General features: G+C 64.9%; 13 protein-coding genes. 12 read left to right on the top strand and 1 reads right to left on the bottom strand.

From position 1 onward, the window contains the following. The first annotated feature begins 72 nt into the window (after window positions 1-72). The 10 genes from glgB to LBW87_RS07315 all read left to right on the top strand — a co-directional run bounded on the left by glgB (window position 73) and on the right by LBW87_RS07315 (window position 18,855). The gene (glgB, locus tag LBW87_RS07360) at window positions 73-2,469 is read left to right on the top strand and encodes a 1,4-alpha-glucan branching protein GlgB (protein WP_225200789.1); all 2,397 of its coding nucleotides are present in this window, start codon (window positions 73-75) and stop codon (window positions 2,467-2,469) included. Window position 2,470: 1 nt separating this feature from the next. Next, complete coding sequence (glgX, locus tag LBW87_RS07355) at window positions 2,471-4,732, top strand: glycogen debranching protein GlgX (RefSeq protein ID WP_225200788.1); 2,262 nt, start codon at window positions 2,471-2,473, stop codon at window positions 4,730-4,732. After that, a complete protein-coding gene (gene treZ, locus LBW87_RS07350) occupies window positions 4,729-6,579 on the top strand; it encodes a malto-oligosyltrehalose trehalohydrolase (protein ID WP_225200787.1) in 1,851 nt (616 codons plus the stop codon). The genes glgX and treZ overlap by 4 nt, the downstream gene beginning before the upstream one ends. Further along, window positions 6,579-8,876, top strand: coding sequence for a 4-alpha-glucanotransferase (gene malQ / locus LBW87_RS07345; protein WP_225200786.1), 2,298 nt, complete (start codon window positions 6,579-6,581; stop codon window positions 8,874-8,876). Before treZ ends, malQ begins: the two co-directional genes overlap by 1 nt. After that, complete coding sequence (gene treY / locus LBW87_RS07340; RefSeq protein WP_413927622.1) at window positions 8,827-11,841, top strand: malto-oligosyltrehalose synthase; 3,015 nt, start codon at window positions 8,827-8,829, stop codon at window positions 11,839-11,841. Before malQ ends, treY begins: the two co-directional genes overlap by 50 nt. Before the next feature lie 302 nt (window positions 11,842-12,143). Beyond that, the gene (gene pgi / locus LBW87_RS07335; protein ID WP_225200784.1) at window positions 12,144-13,847 is read left to right on the top strand and encodes a glucose-6-phosphate isomerase; all 1,704 of its coding nucleotides are present in this window, start codon (window positions 12,144-12,146) and stop codon (window positions 13,845-13,847) included. Between the two features lie 55 nt (window positions 13,848-13,902). After that, window positions 13,903-14,439 carry a hypothetical protein gene (locus tag LBW87_RS07330; protein WP_225200783.1) on the top strand — a complete coding sequence of 179 codons (537 nt, stop codon included), beginning with the start codon at window positions 13,903-13,905 and terminating at the stop codon, window positions 14,437-14,439. Between the two features lie 308 nt (window positions 14,440-14,747). Beyond that, complete coding sequence (locus tag LBW87_RS07325; RefSeq protein WP_225200782.1) at window positions 14,748-16,358, top strand: sensor histidine kinase; 1,611 nt, start codon at window positions 14,748-14,750, stop codon at window positions 16,356-16,358. Between the two features lie 31 nt (window positions 16,359-16,389). Further along, window positions 16,390-16,839, top strand: a complete 450-nt coding sequence (locus tag LBW87_RS07320; protein WP_225200781.1) for a response regulator — start codon at window positions 16,390-16,392, stop codon at window positions 16,837-16,839. Window positions 16,840-16,845: 6 nt separating this feature from the next. Beyond that, window positions 16,846-18,855, top strand: coding sequence for a response regulator (locus LBW87_RS07315; protein ID WP_225200780.1), 2,010 nt, complete (start codon window positions 16,846-16,848; stop codon window positions 18,853-18,855). On the opposite strand, the gene LBW87_RS07310 is transcribed toward LBW87_RS07315, so the two are convergent. After that, window positions 18,848-21,055, bottom strand: coding sequence for an ATP-binding protein (locus LBW87_RS07310; protein WP_225200779.1), 2,208 nt, complete (start codon window positions 21,053-21,055; stop codon window positions 18,848-18,850). The genes LBW87_RS07315 and LBW87_RS07310 overlap by 8 nt on opposite strands. Before the next feature lie 402 nt (window positions 21,056-21,457). On the opposite strand from LBW87_RS07310, the gene LBW87_RS07305 reads away from it, so the two are divergent. Further along, entirely contained in the window at window positions 21,458-21,835 is a 378-nt protein-coding gene (locus LBW87_RS07305; RefSeq protein WP_225200778.1) for a hypothetical protein, read from the top strand. 247 nt (window positions 21,836-22,082) lie between these two features. Further along, on the top strand, window positions 22,083-25,994 hold the full coding sequence (locus LBW87_RS07300; RefSeq protein ID WP_225200777.1) for a PAS domain S-box protein: 3,912 nt from the start codon (window positions 22,083-22,085) through the stop codon (window positions 25,992-25,994). The last annotated feature ends 73 nt before the right edge of the window (window positions 25,995-26,067 follow it).

Genomic DNA, 26,067 nt, shown 5'->3' with positions numbered 1-26,067 from the left:
GGCCGTCGGGGCCAGGCATGCGGTCCCACCCCCACACCTTCATCAACATCGATAAAAAGAACAGGAGTAAGCATGTCCGGCATGTCTGTCTTGGCCTATCGCGAACCGGTCCAGGGACCGGCATCGTCCAGCCCGAAAACACCTGCCACCAGCGGCGCCCCAGCGGCGCCCGCGTCATCCCGGGAAGATCTGCTCTCGGATGTCGATCTCGCCAGATTCAATGCCCTGCTCCAGGGCAGCCTCAATGAACCGTTTTCCCTGCTTGGGCCGCATTGCCACGACGGCAATCGACTCAGCCTGCGCTGCTTTCATCCGGGCGCCGATGCGGTGCGGGTGAAGTGTCCGCGCAGCAGCAAGTTGCTGACGTCGCTGGCGCAGTTGCCCGCACCCGATGGCTCGCCCAGCGGGTTCTTCGTCGGGGTGATCGCCGATATCACCCGTGAGGAAGCCGCAACCGATTACCTGTTTGAAGTCGACTGGCGCCAGCAGGACGGCAGCATCAAGGTGCAGACCACCGAGGATACCTACGCCTTCGGGCTGTTGCTGGGCGAGCTCGACCTGCACCTGCTGCAGGAAGGGCGTCATCGCCAGCTGGCCGATTGCCTGGGCGCGCGCGCCATCGAGATCGATGGCGTGCCGGGAACGCGATTCGCGGTCTGGGCGCCCAATGCCCGGCGGGTATCGGTGGTGGGCGACTTCAACCAGTGGGACGGTCGTCGCCACATCATGCGCCTGCGCCATGAGCAGGGCGTATGGGAAATCTTCATTCCCCGCATCGGCCCGGGCGATGTCTATAAATACGAGATCGTCGGTCCCGACGGCGGCGTGCTGCCGCTCAAGGCCGACCCCGTCGCGCGCGCCACCGAACTGCCGCCGGCGACCGCCTCGGTGGTGGCCGACCCGCGTCCCTATCACTGGAATGACGACCAGTGGATGGCAGAACGCGCCCGCCGCCAGGCGCTCGACGCCCCGATCTCGATCTACGAACTGCATCCGGCCTCGTGGCGCCGGGTACTGGAAGAGAACCGTCGCAACCTGGACTGGGACGAGCTGGCCGACCAGTTGATTCCCTATGTGCAGCAACTCGGCTTCACCCATATCGAACTGATGCCGGTGATGGAGCACCCCTTCGGCGGTTCGTGGGGCTACCAGCCGATCGGCCTGTTCGCGCCCAGCGCGCGCTTCGGCAAGCCCGAGCGCTTTGCCGCCTTTGTCGACCGCTGTCATCAGGCGGGCATCGGCGTGCTGCTGGACTGGGTGCCGGCGCACTTTCCCAGTGATACGCACGGCATGGCGCAATTCGACGGCACGTCGCTCTACGAACATGCCGACCCGCGCGAAGGTTTTCACCAGGACTGGAATACGCTGATCTTCAACCTCGGCCGCAATGAAGTGCGCGGCTTCCTGATCGCCAGCGCCCTCGAATGGCTGGAGCACTTTCATGTCGACGGGCTGCGGGTCGATGCGGTGGCCTCGATGCTCTATCGCGACTACAGCCGGGCCGCCGGCGAATGGGTGCCCAACATCCATGGCGGCCGTGAAAACCTGGAAGCGGTGGCCTTCCTGCGCGAGCTGAACCAGGTGGTGGCCGAACGCTGCCCCGGGGCCCTGATGATCGCCGAGGAATCGACCTCGTGGCCGGGCGTGACCTCGGACGTGGTGCACGAAGGCAATCACCACGGGCTGGGCTTCAGCTACAAGTGGAACATGGGGTGGATGAACGACACGCTGCGCTACATGGAGTCCGATCCACTGTTCCGGCGCTACCATCATCACGACATGACCTTCGGGCTGCTGTACGCCTTTTCGGAGAACTTCATCCTGCCGATCTCGCACGACGAGGTGGTGCATGGCAAGCGTGCCTTGCTGAACAAGATGCCGGGCGACGAGTGGCGGCGCTTTGCCAATAACCGCGCCTATTTCGGTTTCATGTGGACCCATCCCGGCAAGAAACTGCTGTTCATGGGCAGCGAATTCGGCCAGCCCGACGAGTTCGACCACGACCAGTCGCCGCCCTGGCATCTGCTCGATGAGCACGGTGGCCATTCCCCCGGCCATCGCCAGTTGCAGCGGCTGGTCGGCGACCTCAACCGGCTGTACCGTGATGAGCCCGCGTTGCACCAGCGCGATTGCCGCGCCGACGGTTTCGCCTGGGCCGTCGGTAACGACAGCGTCAACAGCGTGCTGGCTTACTTCCGCTATGCCGACAACGCCGCGCCGGTGCTGGTGCTGGTCAACCTGACGCCGGTGCCGCGCGAGTTTTACCGGGTCGGCGTGCCGCCGGCAGGCGATGGCCGCCCGGGGTTCTGGCGCGAAGTGCTCAATACCGACTCGGCGATCTACGGCGGCAGCAACGCCGGCAACATGGGCGGCGTACCGGCCCAGGCCGTGGGTTGGCACGGCCAGGACGCATCGATCGAAGTAACCCTGCCGCCGCTGTCGACTGTTATCCTGCGCCAGGAGGGTTGACATGAGCCAAGGCCTGCCAGACCGCCTGATGCCCGGTCTGCCTTACCCGCTGGGCGCCAGCTCGGACGGCTTGGGCGTCAACTTCGCCGTGTTCTCGGCGCATGCCACGCGGATCGACCTGTGCCTGTTCGACTCGTCCGGCAAGCGCGAACTCAAGCGCATCCCCTTGCCCGAGTGCACTGACGAGGTGTGGCACGGCTATCTGCCTGGTGCGGCACCCGGGCTGGTCTATGGTTACCGCGCCCACGGCCCGTTCGAACCGCACAAGGGCCATCGCTTCAATCCCAACAAGCTGCTGCTCGACCCTTACGCCAAGCGGCTGGTGGGGCAGGTGAGGTGGACCGATGCCCTGTACGGCTACCGGCTCCACTCGGCGCGCGCCGACCTCTCGCTGGATCGCCGTGACAGCGCCGCCGCCATGCCCAAGGCGATGGTGGTGGAAGAAGCCTTCTTGTGGGAACACGACCGCCGCCCGCAGGTGCCATGGAACAAGACCGTCATCTATGAGGCCCACGTGCGCGGCATCTCCAGGCTGCGCGACGACATCGTGCCCAACGAGCGCGGCACCTTCGCGGCCCTGGCCGACCCGGCCTTCATCGACCACCTGCTGCGCCTGGGCGTGACCACGCTGGAGTTGATGCCGGTGCACGCCTTCCTGCAGGACAGCTTCCTGGTCGAACGCGGCCTGCGCAATTATTGGGGCTACAGCACGCTGGCGTATTTTGCCCCCGAGCCGTCCTACATGTCGTCGGGCGACTTGAACGAATTCCGGATGGCGGTGCGGCGCCTGCACAGCGCCGGCATCGAAGTCATTCTCGATGTGGTCTACAACCACAACTGCGAAGGCAGTGAACTGGGGCCGATGCTGTCGTTGCGCGGCCTGGACAACGCCAGTTACTTCCGCCTGCTGCCGGATCAGCCGCGCTACCACATCAACGATACCGGCTGCGGCAACACGCTCAACATGTCGCACCCACGGGTGCTGCAGATGGTGATGGATTCGCTGCGCTACTGGGCCCAGTCGTTCCATATCGACGGTTTCCGCTTCGACCTGGGCTCCACCCTGGGACGCGAGCCGGGCGGCTTCGATCCCGGCTCCGGTTTCTTCGACGCCTTGCTGCAGGACCCGCTGCTGTCGCGCCTCAAGCTGATTTCGGAACCCTGGGATATCGGTCCTGGCGGCTACCAGCTGGGCAACCATCCGCCACGCTTCGCGGAGTGGAACGACAAGTTTCGCGATGACATGCGCAAGTTCTGGAAAGGCGACGAAAACATGCGCGGCGGTTATGCCCAGCGCATGCTGGGTTCGGCCGAGCTGTTCGAGCACAAGCGCCGCAAGCCATGGGCCTCGGTCAACTTCATCGCCTCCCACGACGGCTTCACGCTGCGCGACCTGGTCAGCTACGACGGCAAGCACAATGACGCCAACGGCGAGAACGGCAACGATGGCCACAACGACAACGCCAGCTATAACTGGGGCGTCGAGGGCGACACCGATGACCCGGCCGTGCTGGCCACCCGGGCCCGGGTACAGCGCTCGATGCTGGCCTCGGTACTGCTGGCGCAAGGCACGCCGATGCTGCTGGCCGGCGACGAATTCAATCGCACCCAGGGTGGCAACAACAACGCCTATTGCCAGGACAACGAGATCTCGTGGGTCGACTGGAAGGCGGCCCAGACACCCGACGGCGCGGCCCTGACCGCATTCACCGGCCGCGTGACGGCGATCCGCCGCGATTTCGAGGTATTGCGCGCCAATTACTTCCTGCACGGCAGCGCCAAGGTGGGTGACGAACTGGCCGACGTGAGCTGGTTCGACGAGGCCGGGCAGCCGGTGTCGAGCGACGACTGGCGCAACCCCGTGGCGCGCGCGATCGCGTTGCAGATGGCAGGCCGGCGACACGAGCCGCACAAGCAATTGTCGGCCCGCATCATCGACGCCGGCAATACCGAGCTGCCGCCGGAGCTGGCCGAGGCGGTGCCCGACATGGTGCTGCTGTTCGTCAACGCCGGCCACGAGGATATCGAATTCAGCTTCCCGCGCGAGGACGACCAGTATTGCCTGCTGCTCGACACCGCGCAGGACACCGGCATGCCGGCCGACAGCGATGGCAACCTGACGCTGTCGGGGCGCGAGCGCGTCACCGTGGCGGCGCATACGCTGCAGGTGTTTGCCAACCGCGCGCTGCACATGTCATCGGCCATCTATCCGCTGGCCGCCAATGAATGGATCAAACGTAACGAATGGGGAGACCGTACATGAGTGCTCATTTTTCTGTCGATCTGCCGTTCGGCGCCCAGGTGCTTGCATCGGGCCGGGTTCGCTTTCGCTTGTGGGCGCCGGGCGCCAAGATCGCCGAAGTCGATATCGAAGGGCGGGGCCGGGTGCCGATGGCGGCCGAGCCCGACAACGAAGGCTGGTTTTCGCTGGAAACCGATTGCCAGGTCGGCGCCCGCTACCGCTATGCGCTGATGTCGCAGATTCACGGCGACGTGGTGGTGCCCGACCCCGCTTCGCGCGGACAGGCGGGCGACATCTTCGATCCCAGCATGGTGGTCGACCCGCATGCCTATCAGTGGCAGTTTCCCAACTGGGCCGGCCGGCCGTGGCACGAGACCGTGCTCTACGAACTGCATCCCGGCGCCATGGGCGGCTTTGCCGGCATCCTGCAACGATTGCCGGAACTGGCCGCACTGGGCATTACCGCCATCGAACTGATGCCGGTGGCAGAGTTTCCCGGCGCGCACAACTGGGGCTATGACGGCGTCCTGCCGTATGCGCCCGACGCCAGCTATGGCACTCCCGAACAACTCAAGGCCTTGATCGACACCGCCCACGGGCTGGGCATGATGGTGTTCCTGGACGTGGTCTACAACCACTTCGGCCCGGACGGCAACTACCTCGACAGCTACGCGCCGCCGTTCTTCCGGCACGACATGCAGACCCTGTGGGGCGCCACGATCGACTTCCGGCGCCCGGAGGTGGACGATTTCTTTACCCGTAATGCACTCTACTGGCTGCAGGAATACCGCTTCGACGGCCTGCGCCTGGATGCGGTGCACGCCATCTGCGAGCAGGACTGGCTGGCCCGTCTCGGCCATCGGGTACGCGAAGAGATCGGCCACCAGCGCCATGTGCACCTGGTGCTGGAACATGATGGCAACGCCTCGCACCTGCTGGGCTATGCGGGCGACGGCAAGCAGGCCGGTAGCCATGTCTTCGATGCGCAGTGGAACGACGATGGCCACCACGTGCTGCACGTGCTGCTGACCGACGAATCCAACGGCTACTATTCGGCCTATGCCGAGCAGCCGGCCGAGAAGCTGGCGCGCTGTCTCAAGGAAGGCTTCGTGTACCAGGGCGAGGTGTCGCCGTTTTCCGGGGAGCCGCGGGGCGAGCCGAGCGCGGCGCTGCCGCCCACGTCGTTCGTGCTGTTTCTCCAGAACCACGACCAGATCGGCAATCGCGCCTTCGGCGAACGGCTGACCACGCTGGCCCATCCGCTGGCGTTGCACGCGGCGCAGGCCCTGATGCTGTTGTCGCCGCAGATCCCGATGCTGTTCATGGGCGAAGAATTCGATGCGGCGCAGCCGTTCTACTACTTCACCAGCCACCGCAACGAGGAACTGGTGCAGGCGATCCGCGATGGTCGCCGGCGCGAGTTCTCGCACTTCCCGCAGTTTGCCGATCCGGACTTGCTGGACCAACTGCCCGACCCCAACAGTTTCTCGACCTTCATCGCCTCCATCCCCGAGCCAGGCCCGGCGCCAGCCTCGGTAGCCTGCCTGGCGCGGGTGACGCAGTTGCTGCGCATCCGCAGCGTGCAGATTGCCCCGTTCCTGCGCGGCGCCAGCGCCATCGAGGCGCGCGCCATCGGCCCCAAGGCGGTCAATGCGCGCTGGCGGCTGTCGAACCGCAGCGTGCTCAATATCACCGTCAACCTGGCCGAGCAGGCCATCACCGAGTCGATCGACGATCTCGCGGTGGCGGCGGGCGCGGACGTGTTGTTCGACAGCGGCGGTGTGCTCGATACACTGGCTGGCGGCAGCTTTCCCGGCTATTCGGTGCTGGCGCTGCGCGAACCGGCGCAGCCGATGGGAGGCCTGTGATGAGTCGCCCGAACCTGCTTTCTCCCTTGCACGCATTGGCCGAACACGTCGGCATTGCCGTCAACTGGATCGATGCCTACGACCAGCCGCAGATCGTCGCCGACGAGACATTGCAATCGATCCTGGCGGCGCTGGGCCTGTCGTGCGCGTCGGTCGATGATTGCCGTGCCAGCCTGGCGCAATTGCAGCAGGAAGACGCGCAACTGCCGCCGCTGATCACCGGCGTGCAACACCAGCCGGTCGAGCTGCCGGTCGCGGCGCGGGTGCACGGGCAGTCGTGCCGCCTGGAGCTGGAAAACGGCGTGCGCCAGCCGCTGCTGGTCTCGGGCGACGTGACCCGCCCGCCGAGCCTGCCGGCGATCCAGATCGCCGGCTATCACCGCCTGTTCATCGACGGCCAGGTGATCACGCTGGCGATTGCGCCGGCCCGTTGCTTCACGCTGTCCGATGCGCTGGCCGACGCCACCATCGCCGATGGCCAGCCTCGGCCGTCCAATCAAGGCGTGCGTGGCTGGGCCTTGTCGGCGCAACTCTACAGCCTGCGCCAGGACAGCCTCAAGCCCAACCGCAATGTCTACGGCGACGGCGGCATCGGCCACTTCAGCGCGCTGGGCGAACTGGCGCAGATGGCTGCCAGCCATGGCGCGGCAGCGCTGGCGATGTCGCCGGTGCATGCCATGTTCGGCGCCGAGCCCGGGCGCAGCAGCCCGTATTCGCCCTCCAGCCGGTTGTTTCTCAACGCCTTGCTGATCGACCCTGCGGCGGTGTTGGGCGAGGCTGCGCAAGCCCAGGCGCTGGCCGAGGGCGGCTCTGAACTGATTGCCGCGCATGAGCGCCTGCAAGGCGCGGGGCTGGTGGACTGGGAACGCGCCGGCACCCATCGCATGCATTTGCTGCGCCGCCTGTATGCGTTGTACCAGACCGAGGCGGCCGGCCCGGAGGGGCGTGCGCACCAGGCCGCATTCGCGGCGTTCCGGCTGGAGGGCGGTCGCGCCCTGCAGGCGCACGCGGTGTACGAAGCCTACAGCCATGCATTGGCTGCCAGGCATCAACCCGGCAGTTGCGACTGGCGCACCTGGGGTGACGATGGGCGTAATCCCGAGACTGCCTTCATGCGCGACTTCGCGCGCCAGCAAAGCGGCGAAGTCGATTTTCATCTGTTCCTGCAATGGCAGGCCGCGCGCGGCCTGGCCCAGGCGCAGCGACGCGCGCGCGAGTCCGGCATGGCCATCGGCCTGATCGCCGACCTGGCAGTGGGCGCAGATAACGGCGGTAGCCAGGCCTGGAGCTACCAGGATGAAATCGCCAGCGGCCTGACCGTAGGCGCAACGCCCGACCTGCTGGCGCCGCAGGGGCAGAACTGGGGCCTGGGCGCATTCTCGCCGCTGGCGATGCACCGTAACGGCTATCAGGCCTATCTGGCCATGTTGCGCGCCTGCTTCGCCCAGGGCGGCGGGCTGCGCATCGACCACGTACTGGGGCTGAACCGCATGTGGCTGGTGCCGGCCGGGCGCGACGCCAGCGCCGGCGCCTATGTGCGCTATCGGCTGCGCGACATGCTGCGACTGATCGCGCTGGAGTCCTGGCGCCACCGCTCGGTGGTCATCGGCGAAGACCTGGGCACGGTGCCGCCGGGCTTCGACCAGGTGCTCGACGAAGCGGGCGTGGCCGGGATCCGGGTGTTGTGGTTCCAGCGCGGCAAGCAGCACTTCCTGCCGCCGCAGCAGTGGTCGGGCAGCGCCATCGCCGTCACTACCACGCATGACCTGCCGACCGTGGCGGGCTGGTGGTCGGGCGCCGATATCGCCTGGCGCGGCCGGCTGCAGCAACTGGTCGAGCCGGCGGGCATGGACCAGGCCTTGCAGCAGCGCGCAGAAGAACGCGCGGCATTGTGGCAAGCCATGAGCGAAGCCGGTTCGGCGCATGGCGCCTTGCCGGACGGCGCTGCTCCCGGGGCCGCGCTGCCGGTGGACGAGGGCGAGCAACTGCCGCAGCCGTTGGCCGCTTGCGAAACCGTCGTCGATGCGGCACTGGATTTCGTCGCCAAGACCTCGGCGCCGCTGGCGGTGATTCCGGTCGAAGACATCCTCGGCCTGCCGCAGCAACCCAACTTGCCCGGCCTGACCGAGCCGCATCCGAACTGGCGTCGGCGCCTGCCGGCCGACGTCGGCCATCTGTTCGACGCGCACGAGGCGCGCGCGCGGCTGGCGCATCTGGCCCGCCAGCGCGGGTCGCGTGCGGTGGACGATGCCCGCGCGACGCCAGCCATCCCCCGAACCAGCAACGGCAGCGTCTGACGCCGCCAGGAGAGCGCAAGTGAAACCCGAATCCAAGCCCGTCGTCGAGAGCGGCGTGCCACGTGCCACCGCGCGCCTGCAGTTGAACCAGGACTTCCGCTTCGAGCACGCCTGCGCGCTGGTCGATTATTACGACGCGCTGGGGGTGAGCCATTTCTATGTCTCGCCGATCCTGACGGCACGCCCCGGGTCCACCCATGGCTACGACGTGGTGGATCCGACCCGCGTCAATCCCGAACTGGGTGGCGAAAAGGGCCTGCGCACGCTGTGCAGCCTGCTGCACCAGCGCGGCATGGGCCTGATCGTCGACATCGTGCCTAATCACATGGCGGTCGGGCGCGACAACCCCTGGTGGCAGGATGTGCTGCGCTGGGGGCCACGCAGCCGTTATGCCGGGTGGTTCGACATCGATTGGGAAAGCCCCGATCCGGCCCTGACCGGCAAGCTGTGCCTGCCTTTCCTGGGACGACCGTATGCCGAGGCCTTGGCCGCCGGTGAGTTGCGCCTGCAGCTCGACCGGCAGCATGGGCAGATGGTGGTGGCCCACCATGACAACCTCTTTCCACTGTCGCCAACTGACGTGGCGAGCGTGCTGGAGGCCGCCGGCAGTCCGCGCCTGGCGCCGGCCATCGCCGCCTTCAGCGCCATCGGTGAAGGCGATGGCGAGCCCGAGCAGCAGGCTGCTGTCGGTTGGCAGCTGTTGCGTGAACTGGCCGATGATGCGCAGGGACTGGCCGCTATCGAGCAGGCGCTGGCGGCATTTTCGCCGGACACCACCGAGGGCCAGGTAGCGCTGCATGCATTGCTGGAACGGCAGCACTACCGGCTGGCGTTCTGGCGCAATGCCGCCGACGAGATCAACTGGCGCCGTTTCTTCGAAGTCAGCGAACTGGCCGGGGTGAGGGTCGAGCGCGACGACGTATTCGAAGAGCTGCATCGCGAGATCTTTCGCCTGTACGCAGAGGGCTTGATCGATGGCGTGCGGCTGGATCACATCGATGGCCTGACCGACCCGCAGGCATATTGCCTGCGCCTGCGCCATCGCCTGCGCGCGCTGCGCGCCGGGCACGAACCCTACATCATCGCCGAGAAGATCCTGGCGCCGAGCGAACAGTTGCCGGTGAGCTGGCAGCTGGAGGGCACCACCGGTTATGAATTCATGGACCAGTGTGCGGCCGTGTTGCATGACGGCGAGGGCGCGCCGGTGCTGGATGACCTGTGGAACGATATCGTCGACGAAGCGCAGGGGCAGGGCGCCGTGATCGACCGCATGCTGGGCGCGCAGTCGGCGCCGATGGTTCACTTTGCCGATATGGTGCGGTGTGCCCGACGCAGTTTCCTGAGCCGCAACTTCGCCGCCGAATTCAATGCGCTGGCGCTGTGCCTGCATCGCCTGGCCGGGCAGCAGATGAGCACGCGTGACCTGTCGCTGATGTCGTTGCGGCGCAGCCTGGCCGAGTTGCTGGTGCACTTTCCGGTCTATCGCACCTATGGCGACGCCCAGGGCATGCCGGCGGACGACCGCGAGATACTGGCCGCTGCCGCCACTGCAGCGGCGACCACGCTGCACGACAGCGACCACCCGACGCTGCGGGTGATCGCGGCCTGGCTGGGCGGCGATGCGCTGGCCGCGACCACCGACCCGCAGCATCGCGCGCTGCAATTGCGCGCAATGGCCCGCTTTCAGCAGCTGACGCCGCCGCTGACGGCGAAGTCGGTGGAAGACACCGCGTTCTATCGCTACGGGCGACTCATTTCGCGCAACGAAGTGGGCTCGCACCCGGACCAGCTGAGTCTATCGGTGCATGACTTCCACAAGCTCGGGGTGCAACGCGCCGCGCAGGCGCCGTCGAGCATGCTGGCCACCGGCACCCATGACCACAAGCGCGGCGAAGATGCCCGCATGCGCCTGGCTGCGCTCTCTGAAATCCCCGAAGAATGGCATACGCTGCTGGCGCACTGGCGCGCACTCAATGCGCCCATCGTGGCCGCCACCGCCGGTGCGCAAGGCGGCATCGACGCCATCGACGAATGCATGCTGTACCAGACCCTGGTAGGCGCCTGGCGCGACGGCATGCACGCCGCCGACGACGATCTGCAGGCGCTGCAGCAACTGGCCGAGCGGGTGGTCGCCTGGCAGCGCAAGGCCCAGCGCGAAGCCAAGCGCCGCAGCGACTGGATGGTGCCGCAAGAAGCCTACGAGATGGCCTGCGAGCGGTTTGTGCGGGCGCTGCTGTGCGACCCCGGACTGGATGCGCACCATCATCCGTTCCTGAGCGAGCTGGAAGGCTTCGTGCGCCGGCTCTCGCCGATCGGGGCCATCAACAGTTTCAGCCAGACGCTGCTCAAGCTGAGCGTGCCGGGCGTGCCCGACCTGTATCAGGGCAGCGAGATGTGGGACCTGAGCCTGGTCGATCCCGACAATCGCACCCCGGTGGATTTTGCGTTGCGGCAACAGCGTTTGGCCGATGTGCGGCAGCGTCCAGTGTCGCTGCGCGATTGGCATGATGGCGGCGCCAAGCTGCAATTGATCCGCGCGGTGCTCGATCACCGGCGCCAGCATGCCGCGCTGTTCGGCCAGGGCGATTACCTGCCGTTGTCGGTGCACGGCAAGCTGGCGCGCCACGTGGTGGCCTTCGCCCGGTTGCTGCCGGGGTCAAGCCAGCACGCTTCATTGCGTGCTGTCATCGTGGTCTGTACGCGACTGGCTGGTCACTTGCTGGCGTTCGACACGCCTCGCGAAAACAGCTTGCCGCTGGTGCCGGTGGAATCATGGGGCAATACCTGCATCGCCATTCCCGAGGCGCTGGCCGCGGTGGGCGCGCGAGGTTGGCGCAGCGTGCTCACCAGCGGCTATGGTTTGCTGGAGAGCGGAACCGACGCCGACCAGGAAGCCGGCTTGCGCATCCCGGTGGGAGAAGTGCTGGGCAGCTTGCCGGTCGAGCTGCTCGAACTGCACGATTAGGCGCAATCCCTTGCGTGGCGGGCTGCAATGCCAGATTGCATTGCAGCAATTCCGCTTTTCCTACAAGCAAAACCGCTCCCGTCCTATCGCACAGCAACATCAGGCATGGCTACCATCAGGTCATCCTTGCCGTTGGCGCGCTTTGCTAAAAGCCGCGCCGGGCAAGCCTTCGGGACTGATGCGAAGCGCTCGGCGAAGCGACAGCGATAGACAAACCGCCTGCCAGGCGCTATCGTTGGTGCAACGCATCATGACGCACAGATTTCCCTCGCCGAGCAGATCAAGGACAAGGAGCAGGACTCATGACGACATTGCCCGCCAGCGACTTTCAGCTGCCACTATTCATCTATTCCCAGCGTGAGGCGCTGACCGACAAGAGCGGTTGGAACGCACTGAGCGAACACTATCGGGACCGCGCCCGGCATTTCACGCTGGATCGGCTCTTCGCCGCCAGCGACAAGCGCGGCGAAAGCCTGACTGCCGAGGGCGTCGGCATCTATCTCGACTATTCCAAGAATCTCGTTACCAGCGAAACCATGATGCTGCTGATGCAGCTGGCGCGCGAATGCGGCCTGCAGGATCGCATCGAAGCCATGTTCCGCGGTGAGCGCATCAACAACACCGAGAACCGTTCGGTATTGCATACCGCCTTGCGCAAGCCGGCAGGCGAGCGCCTGGTGGTCGATGGCGTGGACGTGGTGGAGCAGGTGCAAGAGGTGCTGGGCCGCATGGAAGGGTTCGCCGAACAGGTGCGCTCGGGTCAGTGGCTGGGACACACCGGCCTGCCGATCCGGCACGTGGTCAATATCGGTATCGGCGGCTCCGACCTGGGCCCGATGATGGCCTACGAAGCGCTGCGCTTCTACAGCGAGCGCGAGCTGACGATGCATTTCGTATCCGACGTCGATGGCGCGGCATTGTCGGAGACGGTGCGCACGCTGCCGGCCGAACAGACGCTGTTCATCGTGTGTTCCAAGACCTTCACCACGCTCGAGACCATCACCAACGCCCATGCCGCACGCGGCTGGCTGGTGGCGCAACTGGGCGATGAAAGCGCCGTGGCGCGTCACTTCGCCGGGGTCACCACCAACATCGAGGAAGCGTCGCGGTTCGGCATCGATCCGTCCAATATGTTCGGTTTCTGGGATTGGGTCGGCGGTCGTTATTCGATGACCAGCGCCATCGGCCTGTCGACCATGATTGCCATCGGCCCCGATCATTTCCGCGAGTTGCTGCGCGGCTTCCACGACATGGACGAGCATTTCCGCACCACGCCGCTGGAGTCCAACCTGCCGGTGATCCTGGGCATGCTGACCGTGTGGTACACCAACTTCTTCGGCGCTGCCAGCCAGGCCGTGCTGCCGTACAGCCAGAACCTGAAGCGCCTGCCGGCCTACCTGCAGCAGTTGACGATGGAAAGCAACGGCAAGGGCGTGACCGCCCAGGGCCAGCCGGTGAGCTACCAGACTTCGCCGGTGTACTGGGGCGACAGCGGCATCAACGGGCAGCATTCGTTCTATCAGATGTTGCACCAGGGAACGCAACTGGTGCCATGCGACTTCATCGGTTTTTGCCAGCCGCTCGATGCGCTGGGCGACCAGCATCAGTTGCTGATGGCTAACATGTTCGCCCAGGCCGAGGCATTGGCCTTCGGCAAGAACGCCGACGAAGTACGCGCCGAGGGCACGCCCGAAGAGCTGGTGCCGCATCGGGTGTTCGTCGGCAGCCGTCCCAGCAACAGCATGCTGGTCGACAAGCTCACGCCGTATAGCCTGGGCACGCTGGTGGCGCTGTATGAGCACAGTGTATTTACGCAGGGCGTGATCTGGAACCTCGATTCTTTCGATCAATGGGGGGTGGAACTGGGCAAGGCGCTGGCCAAGCGTACTGCGCGCCAGTTGATCGACCACAGCCAGCCGTTGCATCACGACAGCTCGACCAACATGCTGATCCGCCGTTTTCGCGATTGCAATCGCGCCAGCGACGGCCACGCGCAGGCAGCATGAACCGGTGCAGCAGCAGTCCGCAGAGTCTGCGCTGCATGGCCCCAGAGGAGACACCATGAGTACCATCATCGCAGGGCACTTCCAGTTGCAGGACCAGGCCGCACTGGCCGTAGACGCGCTGGCGCGGGCCGGTTATCCGGCCGACCGCATCAGCAGTTTCTTCGTCAATCCTGCCGGCCAGCACGACACCTTTGCCGTCGGTGGCGACCGCGATAAATCCCCTGGGGCGGAAGATACCGACAAGGGCGTGGCCGCCGGCGCCGGGGCGGGTGCTGCAGCCGGTGCCGCCGTGGGCGCTGCCAGCACGCCGGTGACCGGTCCCCTGGGCGCGGTGCTGGGCGGGTTGGTGGGTGGTCATGTCGGGGCGCTGGTGGGAACGCTGGCCTCGACCGACGATGATGCCGGTCGCCAGCGGCGCGCCAGCGGCATGCTGGTGGCCGTGGAAGTCGACGACGACCACCAGGAGCGCCGGGCCATCGACGTGTTGCGCCAGGTCCGGGCCGAGCAGATCGAACGTGGCGACGGCCACATCAGTGGTGGCGACTGGCGCGATTTCGATCCGCTGGCAGCGCCTCATCTGGTCGGGTACTAGGACCGCCTGCGCGCTGGATGTTGCGGCGCCCGACTTGTCATCGTGTCATTCCCCGATCCCCGTCTTTAGCGCAATGCTGCCAAGCACAGCAATTGCCGTTATTTTTTCACGCCTTGAGTTTATAATCGGCCGTAATAATTGGTTACCGGAAAGCGCAGCGGGTCGGCCACCCTGGTCGAATCAAACTAATAATAAAAAGGCAACTGACCCCTTGCAGCGGTAGCATCTATAACAATTCTGGATCGATGCGCGAGGCAGGCGCGGGCGCCGGGCGATTTTGCGCGGTGCCCCTGACCGACGGGGGATTCATGAAATTAGTGACCAAGGGCTGGTTGATCGTAGCGATCCCCAGCTTGTTCGAAGTAGTATTGCTGGCCTCGCTGTTCAAGACCCAGGCCGATGCCGAAGAGGCCGAGCGTTGGGCGGCGCATTCGGCACTGGTCATGAACCATGCCAGTGACGTGCGCGAACCGATGCTGCTGGAGTCTGCCCGTATCCGCAATGCGGTCATCATCAACGATCCCACCCCGATCAGTCGTCCCGAAATGTGGGCCGATGTCGACGCCAAGATAGGCGAACTGCAGAAACTGGTGGAAGACAATACCGAGCAGGAACGTGCCGTCGCGGGCATTCGCGAAGCCGTTGCCAATTACCGGACCTGGGCCGACAGTGCCCGCCAGCGCATGCAGAACGGCCAGCGCGAGGCGCTCATCGCGCAACTGCGCGATGAAGCCGGCCCGCACCGGCTGGCCGAGTTCCGCACGCGCCTGGCCAGGTTCATCGAGACCGAGCGCCAATTGGCGATCGAGCGCAACGAAGACCTGCAGGACGCGCGCGATTCGCAAACCATCCTTCTCATCGCGGCGGTGCTGGGGTCGATCCTGGCTGCCGGGCTGGCGTCGTACGCCTTCACCCGCAACATCGGCAAGCGGGTCGAGGTATTGACCGAGAATGCGCGGCGCCTGGCCGATGGCGGCGAGCTGGCCGAGCGGGTGCGCGGCAACGACGAAATCTCGCAGCTCGATGATGTGCTGCATCGCACCAGCGAACGCCTGACCCGCGCCAACGAGGAAGCCGTGCGTTATCGCACCGAGATTGAGCAGCGCGCGCGAGAGCTCGACGAGGTCAACACCCACTTGCGCGCCCAGACCCAGGACAACGAGATGTTCATCTACAGCGTCTCGCACGACCTGCGGTCGCCGCTGGTGAACCTGCAGGGCTTCAGCAAGGAAATCATGCATGCCACCAAGGACCTCTCGGCCGAGATCGAGGCCCTGGAGGCGCCCGCCGCCAACAAGCGGCGCATTCGTGAATTGATCGATGACGATCTGCACACGTCGCTGCGCTTCATCCAGAACGCGGTGACCCGGGCTGCCGGCATCATCGACGCCATGCTGCGGCTATCGCGCGCGGGGCGGGTCGAGTACCTGCCGGTGATGACCGACATCAACGCCATCGCCCAGCGCATCGTGGACGCCATGAGCGGCAGCATCCGCGCCAAGGGCGCGACGGTGGTGATCCAGCCCGACCTGCCGCCGGCCTATGGCGACCCGACGGCGGTCGAACAGGTCTTCGGCAACCTGGTCGGCAATGCGGTCAACTACCTGGATGCGCAACGACCGGGGCAGATCGAAGTGGGCTGTCTGGCCGGCGACGGCAGCGACGGGCTCAATACTTATTTCGTGCGCGACAACGGCCTGGGCATCGCCAGTGCACACCTGGGCCGGATGTTCTCGGCCTTCCAGCGCTTGCATGGCAACGTGGCGCAGGGCGAGGGCATCGGGCTGGCGCTGGTCAAGCGGGTGGTCGAGCGCCACGGTGGCAGGATTTGGGTAGAATCGAGTGAAGGCGTAGGCAGCACTTTTTTCGTCGCTTTGCCGGCGCAGCCCGGTCAGGCCGGACTCGTCAGCGCAGGTTGACGGCGTATTTCAACGCTTTGCGGGGGCAAACATGGCAGTAGATAACGGCGTCAATATCATCCTGGTCGAGGATGACGATGGTCACGCGTTGCTGGTCGAGAAGAACCTGCGGCGCGCCGGCCTGGTCAACCAGTTCCGGCGTCTCAAGGATGGCCAGGAAGCGCTCGACTATTTCTACAACGGCGGCGACCGCAGCGAGATGGCGGAGGTGGTGGTGCTGCTGGATGTGAACATGCCGCGCGTCACCGGCATCGAGGTGCTCAAGCAGCTCAAGCAGGACGCCAGCACGGCCGCCATCCCCGTGATCATGCTCACCACCACCGACGACCCGCGCGAGATCGAACGTTGCTACGAGTATGGCTGCAACGTCTACATCACCAAGCCGGTCGAGTATGACGATTTCATCGAGGCGGTGCGCCGGCTCGGATTTTTCCTGCAGGTCGTCAAGTTGCCGGCGGCCCCCGCTGCACGCCAGGGCTGATCAACGATGACCGACGACATACGTGCGCATGTGCTGATCCTGGAAGACGACGAGGGACTGCTGGCCCTGGCCAGCCGGGTCCTGAAGAAGCACGGCCTGCGGGTGACGGCCGTGGCCGATGCCGCCGCCGCCGGCGCCGCCGTCGAGCGCGAGTTGCCCGATATCCTGATTGTCGACTACAACCTGCAGTCGCTCGAGAGCGGACTGGATTTCTATCGCAGCCTGCGCGCGCGCGGTATCGAGCTGCCCGCCATCATGGTGTCGGGGGTATCGGACGAGCCGCGCATCATCGAGGCCTTGCGCGCCGGCGTGTCCGATGTGTTGCCCAAGACCAGCGACTACCTTGATTACCTGCCGGAGGCGGTCGATCGCTTGCTCAACCAACTGCTGCTGCAACGCCAGTCCGAGGAGTCGGCGCGTCGCCTGCAGCAGGAGCAGCATTACCGCATCGTGGCCGAGGCCATTCCGCACCTGGTCTGGTCGTGCCTGCCGGACGGCCAGTTCGACTATCTCAGCAAGCAGTGGCTGGAGTACACCGGGCTGGGCCTCGAAGAGCAACTGGGGCTGCGCTGGATCGATCTGGCCATGCATCCCGATGATCGCCAACAGACCCGGGCGTTGCTGGAGCAGGTCATGCAGGGCTGCGGCCAGCGCTTCGTGCTGGAATTTCGCCTGCGGCGTCATGATGGCGAGTATCGCTGGTTTGCCTGCGACGGCTCGCCCCTGTTCTGCGCCGGCGGCCAGGTGCAGAAGTGGCTCGGCACCTGCACCGATATCGACGATCTCAAGCGCGCCCAGCAGGAACGTGAATCGCTGCTGGAGGCCGAGCGCGTGGCACGCGCCGAGGCTCAGCGCATGACCCGCATGAAGGACGAATTCGTGGCGACCCTGTCGCATGAATTGCGTACGCCCCTCAATGCCATCGTCGGCTGGAGCCAATACCTGCTGCGCGATGGCAGTGATGCCGAGAAGATACAGAAGGGCCTGCAGGTGATCGAACGCAATGCCAGGCTGCAGACCAGGATGGTCGAGGACCTGCTCGACATGAGTCGCATCCTGGCCGGCAAGCTGCGCCTGGATGTGCAGCGGGTCGACCTGGCCGAGGTGGTGGACAATGCGATCGCCTCGGTACAGAGCGCGGCCGATGCCAAGGAAATCCGCCTGACCACGGCGCTGGACTCGGGCGGCCAGATCCAGGGCGACCCGTCGCGGCTGCAGCAGGTGGCCTGGAACCTGCTGATGAATGCGATCAAGTTCACGCCCCGGCAGGGACGGGTGACGGTGACGCTGCGCCAGAACGGCAGCGAAGTCGAGCTGGAAGTGAGCGACAACGGGCAAGGCATCAAGCCCGATTTCCTGGGCAGCGTATTCGATCGTTTTCGCCAGGAAGACACCAGCAGCGCGCGCGAAGCCAATGGCCTCGGGCTGGGCCTGTCGATCACGCGCCAACTGGTGGAACTGCACGGCGGTAGTATTCGCGCCGTCAGCGATGGTCCGGGCCTGGGCGCCAGCTTTCATGTGCTGTTGCCGCTGGTCGCGGCCCAGCGCGAGCAGCCGGGCGAGGCGCGGTTGCGTGAAGACCACGCCGGCTTCGAGCCGCAACTGGCGGGACTGCGCGTGTTGCTGGTCGAGGACGAAGCCGACGCCCGAGAGCTGGTGCAGCAGATTCTTGAAGAACGTGGCGCGACGGTGGACGCGGTGGGGTCGGCCAGCGAGGCGCTGGAGGCGTTTCGCCGGGTGCGCCCGCATGTCATCGTCAGCGACATCGGCTTGCCGGGGCAGGACGGTTATGAGTTGATGCGCAACCTGCGCGAACTGGAAGCCAGGCAAGCCGACAGCGCGCCGCAGACGCCAGCGGCGGCGCTGACTGCGCTGGCCCGCTCCGAAGATCGGCGGCGGGCATTGATGGCCGGTTTCCAGGCCCACATCGCCAAGCCGGTCGATCCACTCGAATTGCTGTTCCTGGTGGCGTCGCTATCGGGACGCACCGGCGTGCGGGCGCAACTGGTCAGTTGATTTCCGCCAATGGCAGCGACACGGTAAAGGTGACGATGCCGTTGGCGCAATCGACGCCGATGCGCCCACCGTGGCCACTGACGATCTCGTGCACGATATACAGCCCCAGGCCCAGCCCCCGTGAATTGCGGGCATTGCCCAGCGACTCTTTCTTGTAGGGCTTGAACAGGTTGGCGCGCGCCTGCTCGGGAATGGGCACGCCATGATTGGAGACCGAGAGGGTCAGCATGTCGTCGCGCCGGAACACGATGATGGTGGCCGGCTTGCCGAGTTCGCCGTGGTGTCGCGTATTGGACAGCAGGTTGGACAGCACCTGGCTGATCCGGTCGCTGTCGAGATGGAGCTCGCCGCAGTCTTCGGCTTCGAGGATGATCTCGCTGTCCGGATAGGCCAGCCGCGCCTCGGTGACGATCTCACCGATCAGTTTGCCCATGTCGACCGGACGCCGTTGCAGATCCAGCCCCAGTCCGCCTTGCAGGCGGCTGATGTCCAGCACTTGCGAGATCAGCCGGTGCATGCGACCGCTGGAGGACGAGATGCGCTTGGACAGATTGGCGCTGGACGTCGACTGCTCGCGCACCTCGATCATGCGCGCCGCCATCATGATCGCCTGCAACGGGTCGCGCAGGTCGTGGCCCAACGTGGCCAGCAGGGTTTCGCGCGCCCGCTTGAGCATGTTCTCGCTGGACAAGGCGACTTCCTGCAGGTCCAGGCGCAGCTGCGTTGCAACCTCCAGCGCGGTGACGTCCCAGGGCAGGCTCTTGCCGCGCACGGTTTCCTTCCATACGGCAAACGAGCCGCGCGGTGTCAGGCGCGGGCCCAGCGGGCCGATGCTGTATTTCTTTTCGGGGTTGCCGCCCCAGCGTACATCCTCGACTTGCTCGCTGCGGAACCAGAAGGCGTAGCCGTTCTGCTCGCGGTAGAAGCGGATCGCCAGGATGCCGCAGACGTCGCCCAGCAAGGCCTTCAGGTCGGGCAGGTCGGCGCCGACGGCGTGAGTCTGGAAGATGTCGCCCGTGTCGTTTTCATTGAGCCAGTTGACCAGGGCATTGACGCCTTCGCGCGAAGGCGCGCGACCAAACACCTGGGTCTTGCGATCCAGCGAAATGGCGCCGCCGGTACTTTGCATCAACTGCAGGAAGCCCTGATAGTCACTGGCCAGCGCCAGCACGATGTCTTCGCGATCGGTGACCTGGGCCACGATCTCGCGTCGCAACAAGGCTGAATGCTCAAGCGCACGGGTGCGTTCGCCATTGAGGTTGCGCTCGACCAGGGTGCTGACGAATTGCGACAGCAACTGGCACGACATGCGCACCGAATGCGGCACCAGCAGCGGCGACATGTGATGGCAGGCGATCAGGCCCCACAGGCGCTCGCCGATGACGATCGAAATGCTCATCGAGGCGCGCACGCCCATGTTCGAAAGATATTCGACGTGCACCGGCGAGACGCTGCGCAGCACGCTGTGCGACAGGTCCAGCGGCCCGCCGGTGAGCGCATTGAGGTCGGGCTCGATCGGCACCGGCTGATAACCCATATCGGCGATCAGGCGGATCGGATTGATCACGTACAGTCGTCGCGCCTGGGCCGGGATGTCGCTGGCCGGGTAGCGCTGGCCCAGAAACGGTTCCAGGTCGTCGCGCTTGCATTCGGCCACCACTTCGCCGCTGTCGTCATGCAGGAAACGGTAGGCCATGACGCGGTCGAAGCCGGTGATGCGGGAGATCTCGTCCACCGCCAGCGTCAGCAGGTCTTCGACGCCATGCTGGCGCTGGATGCGCTGGAAGGCCTGGTGTGCCGTCAGCGCAAATGAATCGAGCGAAAGAGCGTTGGCCGGGCGTTGTTCGAACTCCGCCACCAGCAAGCCTTCGGACTTATGGGTGACGACATCGAAGGCGCCGCCATCGAGCGACACCAGGCGCGAATCGACATAGCCGTGACGGTCCGCCAGGGCGCTCTGTATGACCGCGCGGGTCTCGGCGTTGAGATGCAGCTCGGATAGTGCTTCGCCCACCGCCGGCAAGGGGCCGAGCAAATCGCGGGCATTGCGGCTGCTGCCGGCCAGTGCGCCGTCGGGGGTGAACATCAGCAAGACGCCGTGCGACTGGATCGATCCGGGAATGTGGATCGGCTCCTGGTCGCAATTGCTCAGGTCTACCGGACGCCGGCGACGCTCACCTGGATGATACGGATTGCTCATGCAAAACACCGCTGCCGAGGCGGTAGGGGAAGGGCGCTAGCACGTTGGCCAGGGTTGCTTGGAAACAAATTGTATTAATGCTTGATTATAAAGTATTGGCTGGAACCTATCATCAAGACGAAGCGCCGCCGTGCACTGTTGTTTCCCCTTTCCTGTTTGTCCTACAAATGAATCCGATCCCGTCCGATAGGGCTCATCAATGTGCGCCAATATGATCCTCCATGCCCGCATTCGTGCGCTTCGCCGATGATGATGACGGGCAACTATTGAGCGTGTGGTAACCAACAATAAAACCCAACGAAAAAACGCTGGATCTGGCTAAAATAAAACCGCTGGCAAGGCGGGTGGCACGACCAGATCCAGCATGCTGTGGTTTGCTTTGGAATTCCAAAGGGGAACGTCATGGACAAGTCCGATTCTGCAACTCCGGTCGAGACCGATATCTCGATCCAGCAAGGCGACTGGAGCGCCTACCGCAACCACATCGAGAGCCATTCGGCGCTCGACCAGCGCCAGCTTGGCGAGGATGAACGTGAAGATGAAATCACGCCGGCCCTGGCACACTCCAGTCTCGACAGCTCCGGCCAGCCGCTCAACGGCGAGGACGACATCATCGCCTATCGGCGCCAGTGCGCGCGCGCCTACATCGGCATGAATGGCCGTCTCGGCGGGCGCGCCTATCGGGCCAACGAGCCGGTCATCCTGACGCCTGACGCGGTGGGCGAGCTGGCCGAGTTGAACCGGCTGCTGCGTGAGGAGCGGGCGCAGAAAAAGCGTTGAGCGCCCGGGCGTGGCCGGCCGCATGCCGGTCGCTCCACCTGTCGGAACATCTCTCAAAATTTTGTAGGACAAAGTGAAGGGCGCGCAATCCCTTGCTGGTTGCCGTATTGCGTCATGCGGGCCGGCGCGGTCGAACCGGCGTGGATGTTCTGGGCAAGGATGCCATCCCGTATAATCGGACCGTGATTTTCGGCGCCAGAAGCCCACCGGCGGGCGCACCATTCAGCTTTAACCCTATTTTCAAGACATGGAAGAAATCTCCTGGTTGCGTGGCGGCGGACAATGCGCCCAACTCATCACCGACAGCAACTGGGCTGATCATGTACTAGGCGCGCCGCCTGCGTGGTCGCCGACCCTGCGCACCGCGCTCGGCATTGCGCTGCATTCGCCGGCGCCGATGCTGCTGATCTGGGGTGACGCCCGCATCGTCCTCTACAACGACGCCTTTTCTGCCTGTATCGGCGCCCAGCACCCGGGCGCATTCGGCGCGCTGCTGGCCAACGTGCTGTTCTGGCCCGATATCCGCTCGCGCCATCTGCTGGCGATCGATGCCTGCTTTCGCGGCGAGCAGCAATCGCTGATCGATGAACCGGTGCGCGACCAGGGTGGGCGCGAGGCCTGGTTCGATTTTTCCTATGTTCCCTTGTTCGGCGCAGGCGGTCAGGTCGACGGCGTGATCTGCACGCTGTCCGATATGACGTTGCTGCCACGCCCGGGCCGCTCCATGCCCGCCACGGCGCATCAACTGCAACGGCGCAACCGTCAATTGACTGCCGAGCGCGATACCGCGCAACAGGCCAACCGTGAGCTATCCGGGCAGGCGGCGCTGCTGCAGCAGCTACTGCAGCAATCGCCCAGTTTCACCGCAGTCTTGCGCGGACCGAATCACGTCTTCGAACTGGTCAACGGCGCTTACCTGAAGCTGTTCGGCCCGCACCAGGTCATTGGCCGCCCGATCCGTGAAGCCTTTCCGCGACTGCTCGACGAACAGTTGTTCGGCTTGCTGGACCAGGTCTACCGCACCGGTGAAACCTATAACTCGCGCGGCGCGCGGGTATTCCTGCGTGAGGGCGACGCCGGACAATTCCGCGAGCTGGTGCTCGACTTCGTGCTGCAGCCGATGACCGGCGCCGACGGCTCGGTCGAAGGCATTTTCATGGAAGGCTTCGACGTCACCGATCACTTCGTGGCGGAAGAGCGCCTGCGCATCGCCGACAGCGCCGGCGGCATCGGCATCTTCGAGTGGTTTCCCGAGTCCGGCAAGTTGCTGGTGTCGGAGCGCTTCCGGCAATTGTGGGGTATCGCGCCGGACGTCGACGTCACCGACGAATTGCTGATCGCCTTGATCGACCAGGAATATCGCCAGAACATCGGCACCGTCACCATCGGCCAGCGCGACAACCCGCTCGAATACACCGAATACCGCATCACCCGCGCCAGCGACGGCCAGAAGCGCTGGCTGGCGCGCAAGGGCGAAGTGGTGCGTGACGACCCGCGCACCGACAAACGCTATGTCGGCGTGGTGTTCGACGTCACCGACCGCAAGTTCATGGAGCAGGCGCTGGCGGCCTCCGAGACCAGCGTGCGGGCCAATAATGCCTTCGTACGGCAACTGCTCGATTCGACCGACCAGGGTTTCTATTCGATCGATCTCAACGGCCGGGTTACGCTGTGCAATGCGGCCTTCCTGCGCATGCTGGGTTTCCAGGACGAACAGGAAGTGCTGGGACGCGAGCTGCACGGCATCATCCAGCATTCGCATGCCGACGGCAGTCCGTATGCGTTGGCAGACAGCCCCTTGTACCGGGCCGCGCGCGAAGGCGTGACATCGCATGTCGATGACGAGTTGTTCTTCCGGCACGACGGCAGCAGTTTTCCGGTGGCCTACCAGGCGCACCCGGTCTGGCTTGAGGGGCAATTGCAGGGCGCACTGTGCACCTTTGTCGATCTGACCGAACACCAGCGCGGCATGCAGGCACTGCTGTGGAGCGAGAATCGCCTTACCGCGATCTTCAACCAGGCCTCCGTCTGTTTTTCCGAACTCGACCTGCACGCCCGCTACCTGCGCGTCAACGATGCGCTGTGCCGGATGCTGGGCCGCAGCCAGGAACAGTTGCTGCAGATGGAGTTGGCCGAAGTCACCCATCCGGATGACATCGCGGTGCAGATGGCCATGATCAATCGCTGTATCGAAGACGGTAAATCATTCACGCTCGAGAAGCGTTATTTACGTCCGGACGGTTCGACGGTCTGGGTCTCGAGCAACACCAGCCGCATCGTCGACGCCGAGGGACGACCGCAGGCCATCATTGCCGTGTCGACCGACATCACCGAGCGGCGACGGGCCGAAGAGGCGCTGCGCGAACTCAACGATACGCTCGAGCAGCGCGTGGTCGAGGAAATCCTCGAGCGCAGCCGCGCCGAGGCGGCGTTGTCGCAGATGCAGAAGATGGAAGCGGTGGGCCAGCTGACCGGTGGCGTGGCGCATGACTTCAACAATGTGCTGCAGATCATCGGTGGCAACCTGCAGTTGCTGCAGGCCGATCCGGAACTGACCGAAAAAAGCCGGCAGCGCATGCGCATCGCCATTGGTGCCGTCGATCGTGGCGCCAAGCTGTCGTCGCAACTGTTGGCGTTTGCGCGGCGCCAGCCGCTGCAGCCCCGCAGCATCAATCTCGAGCGCGTGATGCAGAACATGGATGACCTGCTGCGCCGCGCGGTAGGCGAGACCATCGAGATCTCGATGGCGATGGCGCACGACCTGTGGAACACCATGCTCGACCCTAACCAGGTCGAGAACCTGATTATCAATACCGCCATCAACGCCCGTGACGCCATGCCCAATGGCGGTCGCCTGACGCTGCAGATCGAGAACGTGACGCTGTCGGACCCCAATTTCCTGGCCCAGGCCGATCTGGCGCCGGGCGACTATGTCGAACTGGCGATCTCGGACAACGGCCATGGCATGACGCCAGAGGTGCGCGAACGCGTCTTCGAACCGTTCTTCACGACCAAGAAGGAAGGCGAGGGCACCGGGCTGGGACTGTCGATGGCCTATGGTTTCGTCAAGCAGAGCCGTGGTCATATCAGTATCCAGAGCGAAGTGGGTCGTGGCACGACGGTGCGGATCTATTTCCCGCGCACCCTGGAAGAGGCGGTGGTGATCGACGACAACCGCGAAATGGAAGTGCGTGGCGGCGATGAAACCATCCTGGTGGTGGAAGACGATCCCAACCTGCAACTGACCGTGGTCGATACCCTGTCCTCGCTCGGTTATCGCGTGCTCAAGGCCGACAATGGCGAGCGGGCGCTGGCGATCGTGCATAGCGGTATTCCGATCGACATGGTGTTTACCGATGTGGTGATGCCCGGCACCGTGCCGGCCACCGAGTTGGCGCGCCAGGCACGCCAGTTGTTGCCCGAGGTCGAGGTCTTGTTCACCTCCGGCTACCCGCGCGACGCCATCGTGCACGAAGGGCGGCTCGACGCCGGCGTCGAATTGCTCAGCAAACCTTATCGCAGCAACCAGCTGGCGCGCCGCATACGGCACCTGCTCTCCAATAACCAGCAGCGCCGCCAGTTGCAGCAGCGCGTGCAGTCGCATGCGGCGCCGGGCGCCGGCAGCGAAAACCTGGCGACCATTCACGTGCTGCCGGTCAGCCAGCGCAAGCTCGAGGCTGAGCTCGAAGCGCAGTTGCAGCAATTCGAGCAACAACAGGCCGAGCCGCAATTGCGCATGGCCCAGGGCAGCGTCGGCGCCAGCTACCCCGAGACCAGCCCGGCGCCGGTGGACGAGGCGCCCGTCAGCGGTTTGCGATTGCTGGTGGTGGAAGACAATATCGACTCCCAGCAACTGGTGTGCGAATTGCTGGAAACGCTGGGCCATGCCGCGCGCGGCGTGACCACCGGCGAGGAAGCCCAGGTGGCGCTGGAAGAGCAGAGCTTCGATGTGCTGTTTACCGACGTCAACCTGCCGGGCATATCGGGCGTCGACCTGGCCCGGCATTCACTGGCGCGTTTTCCGGAGATGGAGGTGATCTTTGCTTCCGGCTATGGCGCGATGGTGGCACGCAACGTCGGCTTTGCCTCGCACTCGCTGCCCAAGCCCTACGATATCGACCAGTTGCAGGCAATCCTGGGCAAGATCGCTGCCGGCTGAGCGGCGATCAGAAAACCGGAAACCGGGGTGGCGTCGACGTTAGTCGGCGTTACAATGGCGCTTTCTCGAATTC

Source organism: Herbaspirillum sp. alder98, from assembly GCF_020179755.1.
Lineage (GTDB): Bacteria > Pseudomonadota > Gammaproteobacteria > Burkholderiales > Burkholderiaceae_D > Herbaspirillum.
Note: the sequence above shows the minus strand (reverse complement) of the source record. Positions and strands in the feature narration are given on the sequence as shown.

What these genes read in the sequence shown, in the direction of transcription:
- LBW87_RS07325 (WP_225200782.1), top strand. Translation starts at nt 14,748, where the DNA reads ATGAAATTAGTGACCAAGGGCTGGTTGATCGTAGCGATCCCCAGCTTG.
- treZ (WP_225200787.1), top strand. Translation starts at nt 4,729, where the DNA reads ATGAGTGCTCATTTTTCTGTCGATCTGCCGTTCGGCGCCCAGGTGCTT.
- LBW87_RS07315 (WP_225200780.1), top strand. Translation starts at nt 16,846, where the DNA reads ATGACCGACGACATACGTGCGCATGTGCTGATCCTGGAAGACGACGAG.
- LBW87_RS07320 (WP_225200781.1), top strand. Translation starts at nt 16,390, where the DNA reads ATGGCAGTAGATAACGGCGTCAATATCATCCTGGTCGAGGATGACGAT.
- glgX (WP_225200788.1), top strand. Translation starts at nt 2,471, where the DNA reads ATGAGCCAAGGCCTGCCAGACCGCCTGATGCCCGGTCTGCCTTACCCG.
- glgB (WP_225200789.1), top strand. Translation starts at nt 73, where the DNA reads ATGTCCGGCATGTCTGTCTTGGCCTATCGCGAACCGGTCCAGGGACCG.
- LBW87_RS07330 (WP_225200783.1), top strand. Translation starts at nt 13,903, where the DNA reads ATGAGTACCATCATCGCAGGGCACTTCCAGTTGCAGGACCAGGCCGCA.
- LBW87_RS07310 (WP_225200779.1), bottom strand. Translation starts at nt 21,055, where the DNA reads ATGAGCAATCCGTATCATCCAGGTGAGCGTCGCCGGCGTCCGGTAGAC.
- LBW87_RS07305 (WP_225200778.1), top strand. Translation starts at nt 21,458, where the DNA reads ATGGACAAGTCCGATTCTGCAACTCCGGTCGAGACCGATATCTCGATC.
- malQ (WP_225200786.1), top strand. Translation starts at nt 6,579, where the DNA reads ATGAGTCGCCCGAACCTGCTTTCTCCCTTGCACGCATTGGCCGAACAC.
- treY (WP_413927622.1), top strand. Translation starts at nt 8,827, where the DNA reads ATGCCCGCGCGACGCCAGCCATCCCCCGAACCAGCAACGGCAGCGTCT.
- LBW87_RS07300 (WP_225200777.1), top strand. Translation starts at nt 22,083, where the DNA reads ATGGAAGAAATCTCCTGGTTGCGTGGCGGCGGACAATGCGCCCAACTC.
- pgi (WP_225200784.1), top strand. Translation starts at nt 12,144, where the DNA reads ATGACGACATTGCCCGCCAGCGACTTTCAGCTGCCACTATTCATCTAT.